We start from the raw sequence: 20037 nt of genomic DNA, 5'->3' as shown, positions 1-20037 counted from the left end.
AAAAACTATTTTAGTGATAATGTAAGGAGCTTTGATTAGGAAGGAGACTACTTAAGCTGAATTTCTTTCAGCGTTAATAATACCAAATGAGCACCGGATAACCAGTTTCTCATAAGAGGACTTATTATCTGCCTGAACGCCCTGCTCATCCATCTCTCTTATCTTGGTAAGGGCATGCTGTTGAATAGTTAAAAGCGGCAGCTCGATGCGCTGGCGCATCTGAATGGATAGTTGGTTTACAGGTTTATCTTCCATAAGCGTTGCTGCACCTGTCAGGCGCAGCAGGCAGTTCTTCGTACGCTCATACTCCTCATAAATCTGTGTCCATAATTCGCCATACTTGGGATGCTTAGCCAGGAAAGCTGTTAACGGGAAGAAACACTTGTTCATTGCCATTTCACAGTTATCCATCAGGGTTTTAAAGAACAAGGAGTTCTTATAAAGTTGCTGTACACTTTCCCATTTACCAGCTGCTTCCATTTTCTCAATGGCCGTACCTACACCGTAGTAGCCAGGCAGGTTCTGTTTTAACTGGCTCCAGGAACCCACATAAGGTACCGCCCGCAGGTCATTCAGGTTTAGCTTACCAGGCTTGCGTTTAGACGGTCTGCTGCCAATGTTCGCTTCGCCATAGTAGCGTAATGGGCTGGCATAGTTCAGGTACTCCAGAAAATCAGGATTATTTTTAAGAGCGTTGTATGAATCATAGCTTTCCTGCGCCAGGCTTAACAGCACCTCTTCTTCCTCTGGTGTAAGCGTAGCTTCACGGGCGTTGAACAAGGCATTGCTGATGCCCGCATGCATCAACTGCTCAATGTTAAACTTAGCTGCATCCGTTGTTCCAAAGTTTGAGCTAATAGTCTGCCCCTGAATAGTAAGTTGTATCTCTTTATTGGATATATTTCGCCCCATAGAAGCATAGAACTGGTGTGTTCTTCCACCTCCACGTGCTGGAGGACCGCCCCGGCCATCGAAAAAGACCACTTGTATACCGTACTCTTTCGAGATATTACTTAGTTCTTCTTTAGCTTTATAAATACTCCAGTTGGCCATCAGGTAACCACCATCCTTGGTGCCATCTGAAAACCCGAGCATGATCGTCTGAACATTATCTCTCTTCTCCAGGTGATTACGGTAATCTGTATTTTCATACAAAGTTTTCATCACCTCTCTGGCAGCACGAAGGTCATCAATCGTCTCAAACAGAGGCACTATGTCTACTGTCAGACTTTCTTTTTGCCAGCCACTAAGTAGTAGTAACCCAAATGCCTCCATCACATCTAAAGCACTTGTTGTATGACTGATGATGTAACGGTGGCAGCCATGCTCTCCATTGCTCTGCTGAATAGCTTTTATGGCAGCCATACTTTCTATCGTATCACGAAGCAAATCGCTCTCCAATACGGCAGGGTCAACAGTAGTATTTACCTGTAACAGGCTGATTATCTTATCCTGATCGGAAAGACTATTATAATCTTTTGGTAATGCTGATGTTTTTTCTGCAATGGCTTCCAGTGCTTCGGCATGTACTGAGCTGTCCTGACGGATGTCGAGTGTTGCAAAGTACAGGCCAAATAGTTCTACTCTTGTCTGGAGGTTTTCCACCATATCCAGGAACAAGGCATTATGCTCTTCAATAAGAGTTTTCCTGACCTGTGAAAGTGCCTGAAGAATTTCTGCTCTTGAAACATCCAGTTGATGCCCTGGCACAAACAGATTGTTATACAATTTCTGCTCTAAATCAGCTATTATATCCGAAACTCCTTTAAAAGTCAGACGCCGCTTCAGTCTGCGCACATCTAAATAATAAGATTTGAGAGCCGCACCGCGTAATTCATCAGCTACTCTAAGTGTTGTTTCTGCATTCACAAATGGGTTACCATCCCTGTCACCTCCCGGCCAGAAACCAAAACGAATTAAAGGATTGTTGGCACTAACCTCATTTGGAAACTGATTTTTAAGGTAGCCCAAAATTTGTCCGGCTGCCTTATAGAACACGTTTTCCAGGAACCAGATCAGGTTCACAGCCTCATCAAGCGGAGTTGGCTTAACGTTCTTGAAAAAAGGTGTTTTACCCAACTGCCGCAGATAACTATTAATCTGTGCTGTACTACCACCAATGAGCGCCTTAGACAAATCGTTGATAATGCCTAACACCTCACTGGGATAAAACTGTGTAGGGTGCGCCGTCAGTACCAGCCGCACAGAAAAATCTTTTAACTTTTCGGCCAGTTTATCCTGTGCCTGCGAGCGCAGCACTTCCGACTGCAGGTGCTTTAAAGTACCAATGCCATTCATGTCGTAGATGTCGCGGAAAGCTGCATCTTCGAGGGCATCAAATAATACCACCTGTCGTTCTGCATATTGCACAAACCTAAACAAAAGATCAATCTGCTCCTGCTCACTCTGGTAGGACGTGTACTGCTGTGTAAAAGAGTTTATAATCTCAACTGGGCTTTGCTGCTTTGCAAAGCCCTCTTCACAGTGTAGCAGGAAAATGGATAAAAGTACTCCTGTTCTTTCTACTCTATGAAACGGTAGCGCTGTAAATAAACTATTATATAGCTGAAATTTAAGACCTACTTCTTTATTATATGTTTGTATTAAGCTGTTGGTAGAACCATCCATATGTTGTAACTTTTTTATAAAGTACTTCTTAAAGCAAGTATCTGATGTAAAAATCAGCATAATTTACTGCTTTTTATTCGGTTTTCATCAATTAAATTGCTTTTAACCATTGAAACCTGCTATAAAAGTTACAATCAGGAGAGAGGTTTGCTACACTAAAGTCTTAACCTTTTAGCGTTTAACGACAAGGGTTTTCAAGCGCAGTTGTGTCGAATTAAAAAAAGCATTACCTCTCTCCTTTTGTTCTTTCAGGCAATTCATATATTTCAAGCATGATATCTCTTTGCAGGATTAAACAACAAACCTGAAAAAGCCCTTTATGTGGCAGCATCTTATCTATCTAAGGCTGTACACTCGCCACCTTATTTTGCTCGTTTTTGCTATTGTTAACACTCATATGCTGAGCCGGATATAAAAAATGCTGAATGCTATCTTTCAAAAGCTTTAAACTACCATTGGGCAAATTGCTTAGAACAATAAGAGCACTGTGGTCCTTTGGGTTTCGTAACAGGTAAGATGTATAACCATGCCATAAGCCTGCATGATATACCACTGTATCTCCGCTCTCCACTTGGCTAATGCGCCAGCCGAACCCGTAGTCTTCGTCTTTCTTCTTTTTCAGACGGGAACCGGTAAAAGCTTCTTCCAATGTTTCTTTACTAACCAGCTTTTGTGTGTACAGTGCTTGATCCCATTTATATAAATCATCTACGGTAGAATAAACTCCTTTGTCGCCTAACACAGTATCCAGGTAGTCCGGCATTCTTTTTCGTCTGCCACCAGTGTAGCCTGTAGCTACTTTATCTCCCTGGGCAGTGGAATCATTGCTGAAAGTGAACGTGTGCGTCATCTGCAGGGGTTCAAATATGTGCTTTTGCATAAAGGTGGCGAAGGGCACACCAGAAGCATGTGCTACAATAGAGGCCAGCAAGGCATACCCCGTATTGCTATAATCGAAGTGCGTGTTGGGCTGGTAATAAACCTGAGGCTGATACTCCGCCATCAGGTTCAGAACATCCTCGTTTGTAATAGGTATTCTGCGGTCAGGCCAAAGCTCGTCGCTAAAGTATGTGTAGTTCGACAAGCCGGACCGATGAGTGAGCAAAGCTCGTATGGTAATGCCTTTATAGGGGAACGTCGGAATATATTGCTGAACACTATCATCGTAATGGAGTTTACCCTGTTCTTTCAGCATCATAATGGCCATAGCCGTAAATTGTTTTGATACTGAAGCTAGCTGAAAAGCTGTTTGGATGCTTAGGGTATCTTTGCTAGTAAAGTCGGCGTAGCCAAAAGCTCCTTTGTAGATTACCTGATCGTACTTTGTAACCAGTACTGTTCCGTTAAATCCCCTTCTCTTGTGTAAAGATGTAAAAACAGAATCGAGTTGATTACCCAATTGCCTAACACTAGCTGCGGTAAACGAAGCAGGAACAGTCACTTGCTGTCGATCTACTTCCTCATCTAAGAGGTTACGCTCCTCCAGCAATGGATTATAAGTTGAATTGTCTTTTTTTATTTCCTGGCAAGAAAACAGGAGTAAGATTGAAAGCGATACTAAAAAATATATACGCAATAAAGATTGTACTCTAAGAAAAGTCATACCTGAAATTACCAACACCAAAGTCAGCCGCAAAAGTAAATCATAACCTTTAATATAATAGAGTTTAGCTAAGAAAATCTTACTTCAGCGAGAAAGATATTAAGTAAATTAAAAGATATAGGCAAAGTTTATGATCAACCAATATCATAAAGAAACATCATCGCATTTTGTTAACAAACGCTCCGATAAGTTTTATCATTTTTGCTCAAACAGCTTGATAGTATAGTCAAGTAGTTCAGTTCCACCTAAGTTTCCGTGTCCTGGTATAATTATATTTAAATTTGGATATTCTTCTTTCAGTTTTGCGATTGTCATTGGCCAATCAATGGTATTGGCGTCTTGTAAGTTTCCTTTTCCCGCACCTTTTTCTTTGATCAAGCAACCACCAAACAAAACATTTTCATCCGGGAAATAGCCTATCACATTGTCTCTGGTATGTCCTTCTCCCAAAAAAACAGCAAGAACTTTTTTATTACCAATTTTCAGCTCCAGTTTTTTATCAAACTTGTTTTGAGGAACTGTTGAGTTGTTCAACTTAGCGAGTTCTACTGTTAATCTGTTAGCGTAAGAAGGAATTCCATTTTTATGAAACTCCTCCAAACCTCCTAAACAATCTTCATGAAAATGAGTTGGAATGATGGCTTTGATTTTACAATTGAGGTTGTTTTTAACCCAATTAATTAGTTCACGGGAAGTACTATCATCTGGTGGTGTGTCAAAAACAACAGCTTCGTTATTATCAAAAACTATCATACCATTACATGGGACTTTACCAAAATTCTCAGTATCAAGAAATGAAATATGTTGGTAAACATGATCGGCTATTTTCCTAGTTTCAAGAGCTTCGGATTTATAGCTTTTGATTGTTAGCTTTTTGTTGTTCGGATGCAATCCGAACAACAAAAAGCTAACAATCAAAAGCACTGAATATTTCATCATAATATTATTTTGGTTCTCAATTCTGATAGCGATAAGCTAATGTAATTACCTTAATTTTGCTACCATAGCTCTCTATCAGCTTTTATACTGTCCCATTAGCCAATAGCTTAAATATTCTAGGTGGAGCAAAGACTAACCACATGCCTTTTTACAATTACTCTACCCTTGCAGCAAATCCATTTCATCTTTAAGAGCGACTCCCGTTAGCTGCTTTCTTGATGCTTCCTGAATAAGGTAAAATATTTTATCGGCTGCCAAATCGTAAGGCAAACCATGCGGACGAATATTGGAGATGCAGTTCCGGGATTCGTCGGTAAGCCCTGGTTTAGGGGCATAAGTAAAATAAGCTCCCAAACTGTTTGGCGAACTGAGGCCAGGCCGCTCTCCAATTAAAATCAGGGAAAGCTTGGCTTTCAACAGTTGTCCTGTTTCATCACTAACTGCAACTCTGGCCCGCTCTACTATCGTAACGGGTGCTAAAGTAAAGCCTGCTTGTTGTAACTTAGGCAATAGAAAATGTAGCAAAGGAATAGCATGCTCGTTAATGGCAGTGGCAGATAATCCATCAGCTATAATAATAGCAATATCGCACTCATCTGCAGAAAGCGTAGCTAGTTGTTCCCGTGATGAGAAGTTTAGTTTTCTTCCTAAATCCGGTCGCTGGAGGTAGTCCTGCCGATTGTTTGCCTGGCTCTGCACTAAAATGAAAGGCAGATTTAGCAGTTGAAGCTCTTTTGCAATTTTTTCCAGCTGTAGTACTGAGTAAACGGCATCACGGGCATGGGCATGTGCCAGTTTAAAAGCTAACGATTCCTTCAGCGGCACACTTGTTCCGGTTCTGCCTAAGGCAATGCGGGCACTAGTAAATGCTTTCAAAGAACTCCACGGGTCGGCACTGCTATTTTCTAAGTCTGCGAGTTTTGGTAAATGTTCCATAAATGTTGGCACTTATGCTTTATAAGTATTAACTGCTTTCAAAAGCATGTGATTCTTGCGGGAAGGCAAAAGTTGTCCTGCCTTGTCTGTAATCTCCTGCTGCTGCAGCCACATTTCAAATTCAGGGGCAGGTCGTAAGCCTAATACACTTCGCACATATAAAGCATCATGAAAAGACGTAGACTGGTAGTTCAGCATGATGTCGTCAGCCCCGGGAACTCCCATGATATAGTTACAGCCAGCCACGCCCAACAGCGTCAACAGGTTGTCCATATCATCCTGATCAGCTTCGGCATGATTGGTATAGCAGACATCCATGCCCATAGGCAAGCCTAATAGTTTACCACAGAAATGGTCTTCGAGCGCAGCCCGTATAATCTGTTTTCCATCGTATAGATACTCAGGCCCTATAAACCCCACAACCGAGTTTACCAGCAGTGGCTTAAATTTACGTGCTACAGCATAAGCACGGGCTTCGCAGGTCTGCTGATCCACACCATGGTGGGCACCTGCTGAAAGCGAACTTCCCTGCCCTGTTTCAAAGTACATTACATTATTACCAACTGTACCACGTTTCAGGGCTACAGTAGCTTCCCAAGCCTCCTCCAGTAAAGGCAGATTTATACCGAAACTAGCATTGGTGGCTTCCGTTCCTCCTATAGATTGAAAGGTCAGGTCAACAGGAGCATTCTGGCTAACTAATTGTAAAGCAGTTGTCACATGGCAGAGCACACAGGACTGCGTCGGGATATCATACTGCTGCCGGAGCACATCTAACATTTCGAGTGAACTCCGAACAACAGCAGGGTTATCAGTAGCCGGATTAATGCCTATCACAGCATCACCGCTACCATACAGCAGGCCGTCTACAATACTGGCTGCTATGCCACGGGCATCGTCAGCGGGGTGGTTAGGTTGTAAACGGGTAGAAAGATGTCCTTTTAAGCCAATAGTATTTCTAAAACGCGTAACAACCTCACATTTACGGGCAACAGCAATCAGTTCCTGGTTTCGCATCAGTTTTGAGGCAGCAGCTGCCATTTCCGGTGTTATGCCTGCTGCCAAGTTTTGTAAAATCAGAGTATCTGCACTTTCTGATAAGAGCCAATCCCGAAGCTGACCTACGGTAAAGTGGCTGATAGGATCAAAAGAAGCCGCATGATGTGTATCTAAAATAAGGCGTGTTACCTCATCTGATTCATAAGGAATAACAGCTTCGTTCAGAAAGTTTTTCAGGGGAATATCCGCTAGTGTTATTTGCGCCGCTATGCGTTCTTCATAAGTATCAGCAGCTAAGCCAGCCAGCACATCACCAGAACGCAAAGGAGAAGCTTTGGCCAGTACAGTTTTAAGGTCATCAAAACAGTAAGTGTGACTTCGGATAATTTGCCTGTAGCTCATTTCATTAGAATGAATCAGGATGATGAATAAAAGACTCTTTGTTTAAGAACGCAAGAGAAAGCTCCTCATTGGTATAAATTCTTATCATACCTTCTCTAATAACACGTCGTTTGATATCTTTTTCCGATGTTTTCCCAATGCAAGGTAAATACTCAATGTAAATACCAGACCTGAAAAGAAGATTACGCTCAGGAAGGCATTATAGTACATAATAGCCACCAGGCTTACCAGAGATAGAGCTAAAGCGACGGCAGGAAACCAAGGGTAAAACGGTGCTTTGAAAGGCCTTTCCAGGTGAGGCTCTTTTTTTCGCAGAACAAAAAGGCTCAGCAGGCTCATTATATACATCACTACTGCTCCTAATACCGATAGTATAATTACCTGGTCGGTAGTACCCGTGACTAAAGCAAAGCATCCAACCGCTCCGCCAGCAACTAAAGCCCAATGTGGTGTTCTGAACCTTTCATTTACTTTAGACAGAAAGGCGGGCAAATACCCGCTGCGTGCCAGTGCATACACTTGCCGGGAGTACCCTATGATGCACCCATGAAAAGAAGCGATCAAGCCGAATAAACCGATGCTGGCAAAAAACTTTGTCCAGTTGTTTTGCTTCCCTAACGCAATACCCAGTGCTTCCGGTAAAGGATAATCGATGCTACTGAGCCCTTTCCAGTTGGTGATGCCTCCAGTTAAAACCATCACACCTAAAGCCAGAAACACCAAAGTGAGCAGCCCGTAAATATAGCCCTTCGGAATATTACGCTTTGGATCTTTTACCTCTTCTGCTACCATAGCCACTCCCTCAATAGCCAGGTAAAACCAAATGGCAAATGGTAAAGCTGCAAAAACACCCGGCAGTCCAAATGGAATAGGATCAGCTAGAAAGTTATCAGCTTTGAAATGAGGAGCCACTAAACCCATGAAAAGTAAAAGCTCTGCCACCGCCAGTAGAGTTACCACCAGAGAAAACGTGGCTGACTCTTTGATACCTAATGAGTTTATCCCGATAAAGAGAACATAGCATGCTAAGGCTGTATATAAAACAGGAACAGCAGGATAAAGAAAATGCACATAGCTTCCTAAGCCAAAGGCAATGGCAGGTGGTGCAAACAGAAACTCCACTAACGTAGCATAGCCAGAGATAAAGCCTGCCAAAGGACCAAAAGCGCGGTAAGAGTAAGCAAAAGGGCCACCAGCATGCGGAATGGCAGATGTAAGTTCCGTGAAGCTAAAGATGAACGTTACATACATTACAGTGATAAGCAACGTTGCCACCAGAAATCCAACTGTACCTGAAACTGCCCACCCATAATTCCAACCGAAATACTCCCCCGAAATAACCAGGCCTACGGCAATTGCCCACAGGTGAATGGGTTTCAGCACTTTTTTTAATCCGGGTGAATCGGTGACTTTTGTCATGACAATGGAATTTATGTTCTTTTAATTTAGAAATAATTTCCAATACTATAAAAACTTACCCGCTAATAATGCTGATTTTACACCTAAACAGCTTTAACATTAACGTCCAGGCAATGTTAAAGCTCATCATTTAATAAAATTTATTAACTTTCCTGTTCTAACCCAAACAGGATAAAACTATGTACGCACCAGAAGAAACGATGGAAACTATTACTTGGCATCAGTTTGAGCAGACAGACATACGTGTAGGCACCATTGTAGAAGCCAATGATTTTCCGGAAGCTCGTCGCCCAGCTTATAAGCTGCTGGTTGACCTGGGGCCTTTAGGCCTGAAGAAAACAAGTGCCCAAGTTACAAAGCTATACTCCAAAGAAGAACTGGTAGGCAGGCAGGTGCTTTGTGTCACGAATCTTGGCAAGAAGCAGATTGGCAATTTTATGTCAGAGATACTAGTGACGGGTTTTGAAGATGAGAATAAGAATATTGTACTGGCTCAACCTGCTGCTAAAGTCCCCAATGGCAGTAAATTGATTTAAACTTACTTTTTTCTAAGCTGCCGTTCCTCAAACCCTATTTACCTATTATTTTGCAAATTACCTATTTCACCAGGGTAAAGGACCTTTTATTCTGCAGTGCGCTGTGTTCTGTTCCCTTTACTTATTATTCTCAGCAGGGAGAAAAGTTAGGCTCTTCCGCCAAGGCAAAAGGCTTTCGGTTAATTAGCAGGAAAAATGTTTTCACTCTATGTTTTTACATGCTAGCTTAGATAGAAGCTTAGTAAACGAAGCGTTACTGCCTCCTTTTCCAAGCTCCTTACTGCGCAGGAACTACTTCAGGATTTTCCTCCGGGTCAGTATTGCCATTAGCTGCCTTTATCTTTGTCTCTCTCACGCCAAGTGTATCGACTATTGTTTCGTAAAGTTTATCCATAGCCTCGGCATGGTCTAGGTAATAGCTATAACTTTCTTTAAACTGCTGCTCTGAGACATCATACTTAGCCAGAATCTGTTTCTCCTCACGGTTAAATATCATTAGGGCAGTGTCAGGGTAAACAACGGCACGCTCAATCTGAGCTTCGCGGGTATGCACATCAGCTAAAATTTGCACCATTTTCTCCCTTGGCACCATATTTTCAGGCATTTCATCGCTCTGGTTTTTGCAGCCCCAGCATAAAAGGCAAAAAAGTATATAGAAAAGTCTTTTCACGGATGTAAAATACAGGAATAAGTAATAATTTTAAAATCTGACGCTACGGCACAAAGGTATGAAAGAGCTTGTTCAAAAGCTGCGAAAGTACGAGATAAGAATTAGAAAAGCTGTTACCTCGCAAATGCAGGGCGACTTCCACTCTGTGTTTAAAGGTACAGGGCTGGAGTTTGATGATGTACGTGCATACCAGTATGGCGATGATGTGCGTTCTATAGACTGGAACGTATCGGCCAAAGGACATGGTACATTTGTTAAAACCTATCGAGAGGAAAAAGAGCAGTCGGTATTTCTGATGCTAGATGTAAGCGGTTCCCAGACTATCGGCACAGGTAAGCAGCAAAAATTAGATGTAGGCAAAGAGATTTGTGGCGTGCTGGCATTATCAGCAGCTAGGCAGCAAAGCCAAATTGGCATTGTCTGTTTCTCCGATCAAAAGGAAAAATACATAAAGCCTTCTAAAGGCATTGAACAGGCTTATACAATTATAAAAGCGCTGAACGAATTAGAGCCTAAGTCCAGTAAAACAAATCTCGCTTCTGGTATAAAGCTGACCCTGGATATTATCAAAAGGCGAAGCATTATACTGTTGATCTCAGACTTTATTGATGTGAATTATGAAAAGGAACTGTCTACACTTGCCAAGCGGCATGACCTTATTGTAATTCAACTGCTTGATATGCGGGAGCGAAAGCTGCCTGGCTTAGGCATCGTGCCGGTATTGGACAAAGAAACCGGCAAAACGATCTGGCTCAACACCTCTGGCGAGGAGTTTCAGAAAAAGTATTTTGCGCAGTATTCAGAGAACCAGGAAAAGGTCGTTCGCATCTGCCAGAAATACCAAGCTAACTACTTGGCTATACAAACAAATGAAGACTATGTACTGCAACTGGTAAACCTGTTCAGGCTTCGCAACAAGACAACTAAAAAGAGTGCGTAATTATATCCTGTTCATCGTTTTGTGCTTCCTGCCGTGGATGGCATCGGGGCAACAGGTACTTAAACCTTTAGGAAACTTTGGCAAAGACTCCGTTAAACTGGGGGAACTGATAGAGTATAGATTGGTGCATCATCACCCGGCTGCACAGGAGGTTATTTTACCAGACTCCAACTACAGCTTTGCTCCTTTCGAACTGGTAAGCAAATACTTCTATCCTACTGTTACCAAGGCAGGCATTAGTACCGATAGCGCTGTTTATATTTTAAGAACATTTGAAACGCAGGCAGTGCAGTTTTTATCTGTTCCTGTGTATGTGCTGCAGCAGCAAGATACATTAACGGTTTCCTCAGACACAAACCGAATAATACTACATCAGTTGGTAAGCAATGTGCAGGAGCCGCTTTTAGTAAAAGCTCAAACAGGTTTAGTACAGGTAGAAGAGCGCTTTAACTGGCCTTACCTCTTACTATGGATAGTGGCTGGTCTGGCTTTCCTGGCCCTGATATGGTTTATTTTCGGGCAGGCCATCCGGATCAAATACAATTTATACCGGCTGCGTAAGGACCACCTGTACTTTGTCTCCCGCTATGCTTCTCATGTAGACCGTTTTGTAAAATCAGGTTCAGCACAGAGTATGGAGAAAGCCGTAGCGCTCTGGAAAAACTATCTGACAAGGCTGGAGCGAAGCGCCATTAACTCCTTCACCACTAAAGAAATTGTAGAATACTATAACGACGACGAAGAGGTAAATACCTCTCTTAGGCTTTGTGACAGGGCCATATATGGCAACCTGCTCTCAGAAACAGACCCTGAAACAAGAAAAGCCCTGAGCATGTTGCGCCGCTTTGCCAAACGCCGTTATAAAACGCATCGTGAGTTAACAAAAAATGCTAAAAATAAGTGATGGCATGTGGGACTGGCTGAACCTGGAGTGGTTTAGCTATAGCACCCTGATGTCCTTTGACTGGGTCTACCCCTTGGTGCTGTATGCCTTACCGGTCGCACCACTGCTATTTCTGCTTAAGTTTCTGTTTACCCTTAACTCCCGTAACAAGCTAAATGTGGCCATGTTTGAGGGTAGCATAAGGTTTCAGTGGAGCAGCCTGTTTCGTCATATACCCAACGTAATTTTCATTCTCTTTATAATGCTGATTCTTGTAGCACTGGCAAGGCCACAGCGGGTAAACGAACAGGTGGAACAAACAGCAGAAGGAATAGATATTATGCTGGTGTTGGACGTTTCGAGTTCCATGGAGCTGCAGGATTTTAAGCCAAACCGCCTGCATGTTGCTAAAGAAGTTGCTAAAGACTTTATCAAAGGCCGTGTACAGGATAGAATTGGCTTAGTTATTTTTGCAGGGGATGCTTACTCTCTGGCTCCCCTCACTACTGATTACAAGCTATTGCGCGAAAGCATAAACTCTATAGAGTTTGGAATGATACCTAACGACGGAACAGCCATAGGCAGTGCATTGGCCGTAGGCATAAACCGCATGCGAGACTCTAAGGCAAAAAGCAAAGTTATCATACTTATCAGCGACGGAGAAAACACAGCCGGTAATCTGGATCCTGTAATGGCTGCCCGTTTAGCCTATGGCTATAACATAAAACTTTATACCATTGGTATCGGTAAAGACGGGCAGGTACCTTACACTGATGAAACAGGTAAAACAATACTAGTCGAGACTAACCTTGATGAGAGTAGCCTGCGTGAAATAGCTAATATTGGCACAGGAAACTTTTACCGGGCCGATACCAGAGATGCCTTACAGGCTGTTTTCCAGAACATTAATAAATTAGAGAGAACCGAAATCACAGAAAAGCGCTTCCGCGACACCCGCGACTATTACCAGGTATACTTGAAATGGGCTATTTTTCTGCTCTTAATCTGGATGTTCCTGAAAAATACTTTTATAACCAATGTGCTGGAAGACTAATGGAATACTTCTATATGTTTGTAAGGAAAACCAGTTCAGCAGTAAGAAATGGTTCTAAAATATTTTAAATTAAGCTGATAATCAAAAGAAGAATAATTCATAATGTCTATATCGAACAACATCCGCTACTTCGACGAAAAGCTCAAAGCCACTGACTGCCGCCTGGTGGCTGTTTCCAAAACGCATCCTGTAGAGAACATAAAAGAAGCTTATGAAGCTGGTCAGCGCCTGTTCGGAGAGAATAAAGTACAGGAACTCATGGAGAAGTATGAACACCTCCCTCATGATATAAACTGGCACTTAATCGGTCACCTGCAAACAAATAAAGTAAAGTATATAGCCCCTTTTGTAGACACCATTCAGTCAGTAGACAGCCTGAAACTTCTGAAAGAGATAAATAAGCGTTCAGAGCAACTGAACCGTACCTCTCCTATCAACTGCATGCTACAGATTTCTATTGCTGATGAGGATACCAAATTCGGTATGTCATACGACGAGGCTGTAGCGTTGCTTCAGTCTGAAGAGTACCGTAATATGAACTACATCCGAATTACTGGCGTAATGGGAATTGCGACAAACACAGAAGACATCAATAAACTTCGCAAGGAGTTTCGCTACCTACGGGAGTGTTTTGAACAACTAAAAGAGACATTCTTTTTTGCCAATCCTGATTTTCAGGAAATATCCATGGGCATGACATCAGATTGGGAACTAGCCATTGAGGAAGGAAGCACCATGATTAGAGTTGGCAGCGGCATTTTCGGAGCCCGTGACTACAGCAAATAAAGCAGAAAGATGATTTTGCAATCGTCATTTTATGGAATTCGTACCATATTTATAACCTATAAAAACTATTGAAACAATGCAGCAGAAAACAACAGCAAACGAGGACAAGTATCAGACATTTATAGAGCGAGTTGTTGATTCTGGCATTGTGTGGGGTCTATCCCAAGACGATGCCTGGGCAACTTCTAACTCTAATGAGTATGAAGAAACAGAAGTTATTTTATTCTGGTCTGAGGAGGCTGGCGCTGCGGCATGTGCTGAAGATGACTGGGCTGACTACGAAACAGAATCTATTAGCTTGGTAGAGTTTCTGGAAAACTGGTGCGTAGGCATGTATGCCGATAGTCTTCTTCTTGGCCCGGACTGGAATGCAGACCTATTGGGCAGAGAAGTGGAGCCACTAGAAGTAGCCTTGGCTATAGCAGAACAGTTAGAAGCAAAAGGCAAACCCATAGACCTGACCCGGTACGACAACCTGAAAGACTTTAAACAACAGATTTTTGATGCTCTGAATGGAGAAGAAGAATAAGACTTTATTTTCTCCACTTATTTTTAGCTCAGGCCATTGTTAGCAATAGCCTGAGCTTGTAGTTTCCATCGGGTAAAGCATATTATGATGTGCGGTAAAGAAATTGTTAAGATTCTTGATTTGAAAGTCTGCTTAACCTCAAATAACTAATTTTAAGCAATCATGAACAGTTTTAACTATGCACCCTTTTTTGAAGTACTCATTTGCAGCTTTGTTTCTGACAACAGCTTATACTTTTCCTAAAGAAACACCTCTCCCAAAACCTGTGGATTTACCAGCCTTTGATACAGAAGGACACCGTGGTGCCCGGGGCTTGATGCCTGAAAACACAGTTCCTGCTATGCGTAAGGCACTGGAACTAGGTGTTACCACCTTAGAGATGGATGCCCATGTTACAAAAGATGGCCAGGTAATTCTATCGCACGATCCGTACATAAACAGGGCATATTCCCTTACCCCAACAGGCGATGAAATACCTAAGGCTGATAAGGAGAAGTATGTGCTGTACCAGATGAACTACAGTGACATCCAGAAGTTCGATGTTGGTTCTAAACCCTACAATAACTTTCCTCAACAGCAAAAGCTAAAGGCTTATAAGCCCCTTCTGTCGGAGGTAATAGATTCTGCCCAGGCTTATATAAAAGAACATAACCTACCACAGCCTTTTTACAATATCGAAACAAAATCAAAGCCCACCGGCGATGGCAAGTTTCATCCGGCACCAAATGCATATGTGAAACAGGTAATGGATGTAGTAGAACAAAAGAATGTCACTCCCTATGTTATCATTCAGTCGTTCGACCCACGTACACTACAGGAATTACACAAACGCTATCCGGGTATAAAGTCTTCTTTATTGGTTGAGAACACAAACAGTCTGGAAGCTAATCTGCAAAAGCTTGGCTTCACCCCTACAGTTTACAGCCCATACTATAAACTGGTAAATGCAGATCTCCTAAAAAAGTGCCACGACAAAGGGATAAAAGTCGTTCCTTGGACAGTAAACGATCTGGAAGAAATGAAGAGGCTAAAGCAGTTAGGAGTGGATGGAATTATATCTGATTACCCAAACTTGTTTAAAAAGTTATAGGCTTCAAGGCAACGGATGTTGAATTATTAGTTGTGATTGTAATGCCGTTTTAATCTTGGCTGTTGTACCTTTGCTTGTACTTAGGAACATATCATTAATTCATAATAATACTGCCGTGTCTCAAAAAATCATACTTCTTACTGCAAGTTTACTTGGTGCCTTAAGTGTAGTATTCGGAGCATTCGGAGCCCACGCACTCGGACCTTTGTTGCAGGCAAGTGGCCGCATGGAAACCTACGAAACTGCCGTAAAATACCAGATGTACCACACTTTGGCACTGCTGGCTGTAGGGTTGCTTCTTTTTAAAGTGGAACAGCCTGCTTTACAGGTAGCTGCCTGGTGCTTCTTTTTGGGTATTCTTGTTTTTTCAGGCTCACTTTACACCTTATGCATGACTGGTATAACCTGGTTGGGCGCTATAACGCCAATAGGCGGCACTTTGCTGATTGTTGGTTGGGGAGCCTTGTTTTACGCTGTTTCTAAAGCACTATAACTAATAAAAGAGAAGAGCATCTTTATGAAGGATGCTCTTCTCTTTTAAAACCGTGTATTTATTCCTCCATTAACTAAGCCATTAAAACCAAAGCCCATCTCCAAAAAGCCTCCGACTTTTTTGCCTACACGAATACCCACACAATTTACCTGTATTGCCGCTCCTATGCTTTGTGCGTTTGTTCTGCCTTCGTTATAATGTGTATGCAACAAGCTGGCACCAAAACCTAATCCCGAGTACACATCTACATTATCCCGCTTAGCCCAATGATAATCTACTCTGGGAATTAATGTAAAGTACCTGTTACTAAAATCTAAATCTCCACTTTCCTTGAATCGTGCCGAAAAGGTAGTATAAGATCCTGTAACACCTACTGAGATTCTTTTGCCCGCCCCATAATTGTAGCCTAGCATAACAGGACCTGCAGAACTCATATCCTGCCCGGTTCCTAAAAAACTCGATAAAGAAGTTGCCAAAATAGTTACCTATTACCTGTAAAGAAAGCACACCATACCCGGCACAGATCTCATGTTTATGTTCCTCCCCCAGCTTCTGTGAAAAAGCAGTTTGAAAGAAAAAACAAACGATCCCAAGAAATAAGAGTATCTGCTTCTTCATTTTTGTATCTTACTATAGGCTAACCTATTAACCACCTATACTTATATTTAAAATACACAGAAATTAACAAACACCAAATCACTGTATTGCTATAAACATTTTCATAAAACTGGTCGAGTAAACAGGTTGCCATACCTAATAAAGAACAGAAAGCCCTCCGGTCTCTACCGGAGGGCTTTCTGTTCTTTATTAGGTATCTACTTACTAAGCAGCTTATTTATTTGCGCTTGCAGTTGATTTAGCGTTGATGTTTGTTACAATGTACACGTAAGCAGCCCCATCAGCAGCATTAGAGTGAACAGTGATAGCTTTTTTCTGCTGTCCCATTTTACCTGCGCTATTAAATTTAGCAGTCACAAAACCGGTCTTTCCTGGCATTACAGGCTCTTTAGTCCAGTTTGGAGTAGTACAGCCACATGTTACAGACACACGCTCAATTACTAATGGCTGCGTACCAGTATTAGTAAATTTGAAAGTGTGCTCCACAACATCACCCTGGGTGATATCTCCAAAGTTGTGCTCCGATTCTTCAAAAGAAATAGCCGGACCCTCTTTTTTCTGAGTCTGCTCAGTAGCTTGTTTAGGCTGAGTTTGTGCCATAGCACCACCTGCAGCAACGGCAGCAATAGCCATGGATAAGATAAACTTCTTCATAAGGTTATGGTTTTTCAGTTGCTTACGCTAATATACACTTTTTTGATTTAAACGATGCAATATACTAGTTTCGTCTGTCAGCTAACCAATAATTGTGGATTAAAGTTCAGTAAGAACAACTCTTCTGATGAACGTGTTAAAGCTGTGTAGAGCCAACGGGCAAATTCTTCATTTACCATATCATCTTTTAAAAATCCCTGGTCAACAAACACGGCCTGCCACTGCCCGCCCTGTGCTTTATGGCAGGTTAATGCATAGGCAAACTTTACCTGCAGTGCATTCAGGTACGGGTTCTTTTTCAGTTCTTTACTGCGCTCGCGCTTTGTTTTTATATCCTGATAATCCTGCAGCACCTCTTCGTAGAGCTTTTTATTTTGCTCTGTAGGTAAAGCAGGGGCATCTGTATACAAGGTATCCAACATAATCTTCACTTCCTGCTCCTCTGCATCCGGATAATCTACAAATCGTATGCGCACATCAGCAAATCGAAAACCATACATGTCTTCGTAACGGATAATCTTCGTTATTTCTACAAAGTCACCATTTGCCATAAAGCCAATATCAGAATCTTTGGGAAGCCAGAAATAGTTATTACGCACAATCATCAGGTAGTCCCCTACTCCAATCTCATCTTCGGCAAAAAAAATGCTTCTGCGGATGTGCTGGTTATACATATTTGCCACTTTATTAGACCGGCAAATAACAATGCTGTTTTCTACGCCGAACTTGTCATAAGCATAGCGTAAGCCATCTTCCAGCTTCTCACCTGTCATTTTGAAAATATCGCGCCAGCCTTTAGTAAATAATTTTATATCCAGTTGCTGGCTGCCCAGCTGGTTTCGCAGGTTTGTCGCATTCATCAGGATACCTGACTCCTCTGCCTGCCGCATGACCTGCTTCATTTCAATTTCCTGCACATAGCATCGGAAGTTATGCTTCAGGTATCCGGCATCTAGAGAAGGGCTTACTGCCTGGCTCACCGGGGGGAGCTGCGCCGTATCACCTATAAGCAAAAGCTTGTTGTTCTTTTTCTCAAACACATAGCCTAATAAATCCTGCAGCAAGCCGTTTTGCCCAAAGCCACTATCATCTGATATCATAGACGACTCGTCTACTATGTAAATCGTATTATCGAGCTTATTCGGCTGGCGTGTAAAAGAGAGTCCCTCGGAATACGGATTAGCTGTTTGCCGGTATATTTTCTTATGTATAGTTAGTGCAGGCTTGCCACTATAAGACGACATTACTTTAGCTGCCCTGCCCGTAGGTGCCAGCAACACATATTTGTAGCCAAAGCTGTTTAGTATCTTTACTAAAGATGTTACTACCGTTGTTTTACCCGTACCGGCATAGCCTTTCAGCAAAAAGACTTGGCGTTCTTCCTGTTTCTGTGCAATAAAATCATCTAGTTTACTAAAGAGCCTGGCCTGATCTTCGGTAGGTTCAAATGGAAAATTGTTTCTTAAAGCTTCTACAGGACGCACTATTTTGGATTTATAATTAAGGGTTGTGAATTATGTTGTTGAGCTTAACAGATTTTTGCTGAATTCAAGCCAAACAACATTGTATCAACAAAAAAGTAACCATCTTAGCTCCTTCCTGCCATTCATAATTGTGGTGATTATGAATAATATTGTTTCGGTTACAGCTAATCAACCCAACCTTTAACCAAGGAGTTTAGTCAGCTCCTTAAATACAGTAAGCCAGGTTATACTCGAAGGCGTTCAAACTTTCTTCTTCGAAGAAACCTGGCTTACTGTAACAGAAACATCCTCCTTCTCTTTGGAGGCCCCACAGTAATTCAATCAAAAGCTCATAACCTGACAAAGGGTTACTTAGGAGTTATAGTAGCCATTGTAGCAGAAGCTTTTGCTATAAGCTTTGGGTCCTCATCTCCTTTAACAGCATAAATCTCAGCCTCACAGAAGTTAAGCTTCCTACCTCTCTTTATTACATAACCTTTAGCCACAAGTTTATCACCTATGCCAGGTGAAAAATAAGACACTTTTATCTCGGCAGTAACCACATAATGATCTTCCGGCACCACGCTTATGGCGGCAAAACCAGCCACAGTATCAGCCATAGAAGCAATTAAACCGCCATGTGCAGAACCATGGTGCTGCATGTGGCTCTTGTTCAAGTGTAGTTCTATTTCTACTTCGCCATCGCTTATGCTTGTTACGTTAAAGCCTAAAAGCTTTGTGTAGCCCTGGCTTTCGAATTTCTTGCGAACGCTAGTTGCAAAATCAGTAGTTTTATTTTCCATTGTAATCATGGTGCAAAAGTACCACCTATACCCATAGTTCCCAAACATGAACAACTTAAACCCTAACGCTGCCGGTTATGCTCACAAACTTAGAGTGCGCGTGTGCGGCATTTGTATTAAAAATAACAAACTCCTACTGGTACAACATCAGCAAACTGTAAACAACACCGCTTTCTGGGCACCGCCTGGAGGAGGGCTTAACTACGGCGAAAGCATTAAAGATTGCCTGAAGCGGGAGTTTCTTGAAGAAACAAGGCTTGAGATTGATGTTAGCAGGTTTCTGTTCTTAAATGAGTTTATGGAAGAGCCTCTACATGCCGTGGAGATGTTTTTTGAAGTAAGAACAAAAGGAGAAAGAGTGGCAACAGGTTTTGACCCAGAACTACCTCCTGACAATCAACTCATTGAACATGTTCAGTACCTGACACTAGATGAAATAAGGAAAATTGAAAGGCAAAATAAGCATCATATACTACACCACCTCTTCTCGCTGGACGACCTGCTGGGCCTCGACAACAACTTTTTACCCTAGCTGCTATAGTGCTGCCTTTTGCTATAAATTTTATATACTTGCAGAAGTACAGACCAAACT

At 42.1% G+C, this 20037-nt stretch carries 20 protein-coding genes; 9 read left to right on the top strand and 11 right to left on the bottom strand.

Translation table 11 applies throughout. The features are described from left to right. Positions 1-51: 51 nt before the first annotated feature. From LN995_RS10790 to eat, 6 genes are all read right to left on the bottom strand, one after another. A complete protein-coding gene (locus LN995_RS10790; RefSeq protein ID WP_229961075.1) occupies positions 52-2628 on the bottom strand; it encodes a phosphoenolpyruvate carboxylase in 2577 nt (858 codons plus the stop codon). A 340-nt stretch (positions 2629-2968) separates the two neighbouring features. Next, the gene (locus LN995_RS10785) at positions 2969-4231 is read right to left on the bottom strand and encodes a serine hydrolase domain-containing protein (RefSeq protein ID WP_229961074.1); all 1263 of its coding nucleotides are present in this window, start codon (positions 4229-4231) and stop codon (positions 2969-2971) included. A gap of 195 nt (positions 4232-4426) precedes the next feature. Next, complete coding sequence (gene bla / locus LN995_RS10780; protein ID WP_229961182.1) at positions 4427-5167, bottom strand: subclass B1 metallo-beta-lactamase; 741 nt, start codon at positions 5165-5167, stop codon at positions 4427-4429. A 162-nt stretch (positions 5168-5329) separates the two neighbouring features. After that, the gene (gene eutC / locus LN995_RS10775) at positions 5330-6106 is read right to left on the bottom strand and encodes an ethanolamine ammonia-lyase subunit EutC (protein WP_229961073.1); all 777 of its coding nucleotides are present in this window, start codon (positions 6104-6106) and stop codon (positions 5330-5332) included. Between the two features lie 12 nt (positions 6107-6118). Then, complete coding sequence (locus LN995_RS10770) at positions 6119-7507, bottom strand: ethanolamine ammonia-lyase subunit EutB (protein WP_229961072.1); 1389 nt, start codon at positions 7505-7507, stop codon at positions 6119-6121. A gap of 84 nt (positions 7508-7591) precedes the next feature. Then, on the bottom strand, positions 7592-8926 hold the full coding sequence (gene eat / locus LN995_RS10765; RefSeq protein ID WP_229961071.1) for an ethanolamine permease: 1335 nt from the start codon (positions 8924-8926) through the stop codon (positions 7592-7594). Between the two features lie 179 nt (positions 8927-9105). Here eat and LN995_RS10760 point away from each other — a divergent pair, with 179 nt between their 5' ends. After that, positions 9106-9462, top strand: coding sequence for a tRNA-binding protein (locus LN995_RS10760; RefSeq protein WP_229961070.1), 357 nt, complete (start codon positions 9106-9108; stop codon positions 9460-9462). Between the two features lie 277 nt (positions 9463-9739). Here the strand turns inward: LN995_RS10760 and LN995_RS10755 are convergent, their stop codons facing one another. Then, the gene (locus LN995_RS10755) at positions 9740-10066 is read right to left on the bottom strand and encodes a DUF4296 domain-containing protein (protein ID WP_229961069.1); all 327 of its coding nucleotides are present in this window, start codon (positions 10064-10066) and stop codon (positions 9740-9742) included. Positions 10067-10190: 124 nt separating this feature from the next. On the opposite strand from LN995_RS10755, the gene LN995_RS10750 reads away from it, so the two are divergent. The 7 genes from LN995_RS10750 to LN995_RS10720 all read left to right on the top strand — a co-directional run bounded on the left by LN995_RS10750 (position 10191) and on the right by LN995_RS10720 (position 15907). Beyond that, the gene (locus LN995_RS10750; protein WP_229961068.1) at positions 10191-11072 is read left to right on the top strand and encodes a DUF58 domain-containing protein; all 882 of its coding nucleotides are present in this window, start codon (positions 10191-10193) and stop codon (positions 11070-11072) included. After that, positions 11065-11976: a hypothetical protein gene (locus tag LN995_RS10745; protein ID WP_229961067.1), complete on the top strand. Its 912-nt coding sequence runs from the start codon at positions 11065-11067 to the stop codon at positions 11974-11976. Before LN995_RS10750 ends, LN995_RS10745 begins: the two co-directional genes overlap by 8 nt. Next, positions 11960-13009: a vWA domain-containing protein gene (locus LN995_RS10740; RefSeq protein WP_229961066.1), complete on the top strand. Its 1050-nt coding sequence runs from the start codon at positions 11960-11962 to the stop codon at positions 13007-13009. Before LN995_RS10745 ends, LN995_RS10740 begins: the two co-directional genes overlap by 17 nt. A 102-nt stretch (positions 13010-13111) precedes the next feature. Further along, the gene (locus tag LN995_RS10735) at positions 13112-13795 is read left to right on the top strand and encodes a YggS family pyridoxal phosphate-dependent enzyme (RefSeq protein ID WP_229961065.1); all 684 of its coding nucleotides are present in this window, start codon (positions 13112-13114) and stop codon (positions 13793-13795) included. 76 nt (positions 13796-13871) lie between these two features. Then, positions 13872-14324 carry a DUF2750 domain-containing protein gene (locus LN995_RS10730; protein WP_229961064.1) on the top strand — a complete coding sequence of 151 codons (453 nt, stop codon included), beginning with the start codon at positions 13872-13874 and terminating at the stop codon, positions 14322-14324. Between the two features lie 178 nt (positions 14325-14502). Beyond that, positions 14503-15414 carry a glycerophosphodiester phosphodiesterase family protein gene (locus LN995_RS10725; RefSeq protein WP_229961063.1) on the top strand — a complete coding sequence of 304 codons (912 nt, stop codon included), beginning with the start codon at positions 14503-14505 and terminating at the stop codon, positions 15412-15414. Between the two features lie 115 nt (positions 15415-15529). Beyond that, positions 15530-15907: a DUF423 domain-containing protein gene (locus LN995_RS10720; RefSeq protein ID WP_229961062.1), complete on the top strand. Its 378-nt coding sequence runs from the start codon at positions 15530-15532 to the stop codon at positions 15905-15907. 44 nt (positions 15908-15951) lie between these two features. On the opposite strand, the gene LN995_RS10715 is transcribed toward LN995_RS10720, so the two are convergent. From LN995_RS10715 to LN995_RS10700, 4 genes are all read right to left on the bottom strand, one after another. Then, a complete protein-coding gene (locus tag LN995_RS10715) occupies positions 15952-16341 on the bottom strand; it encodes a hypothetical protein (RefSeq protein ID WP_229961061.1) in 390 nt (129 codons plus the stop codon). 397 nt (positions 16342-16738) lie between these two features. Next, positions 16739-17179, bottom strand: a complete 441-nt coding sequence (locus LN995_RS10710; RefSeq protein ID WP_229961060.1) for a DUF1573 domain-containing protein — start codon at positions 17177-17179, stop codon at positions 16739-16741. Positions 17180-17256: 77 nt separating this feature from the next. Next, entirely contained in the window at positions 17257-18663 is a 1407-nt protein-coding gene (locus LN995_RS10705) for an ATP-dependent DNA helicase (protein WP_229961059.1), read from the bottom strand. Positions 18664-19010: 347 nt separating this feature from the next. Further along, positions 19011-19445, bottom strand: a complete 435-nt coding sequence (locus tag LN995_RS10700; protein ID WP_229961058.1) for a PaaI family thioesterase — start codon at positions 19443-19445, stop codon at positions 19011-19013. 46 nt (positions 19446-19491) lie between these two features. On the opposite strand from LN995_RS10700, the gene LN995_RS10695 reads away from it, so the two are divergent. Continuing rightward, positions 19492-19977, top strand: coding sequence for an NUDIX domain-containing protein (locus tag LN995_RS10695; RefSeq protein ID WP_229961057.1), 486 nt, complete (start codon positions 19492-19494; stop codon positions 19975-19977). Positions 19978-20037 lie beyond the last annotated feature (60 nt).

The sequence above is a fragment of the Pontibacter silvestris genome (assembly GCF_020907275.1).
In the GTDB taxonomy this organism is placed as follows: domain Bacteria; phylum Bacteroidota; class Bacteroidia; order Cytophagales; family Hymenobacteraceae; genus Pontibacter; species Pontibacter silvestris.
The sequence above is the reverse complement of the archived record's forward strand: the minus strand, read 5'-3'. Positions and strand labels throughout refer to the sequence as shown.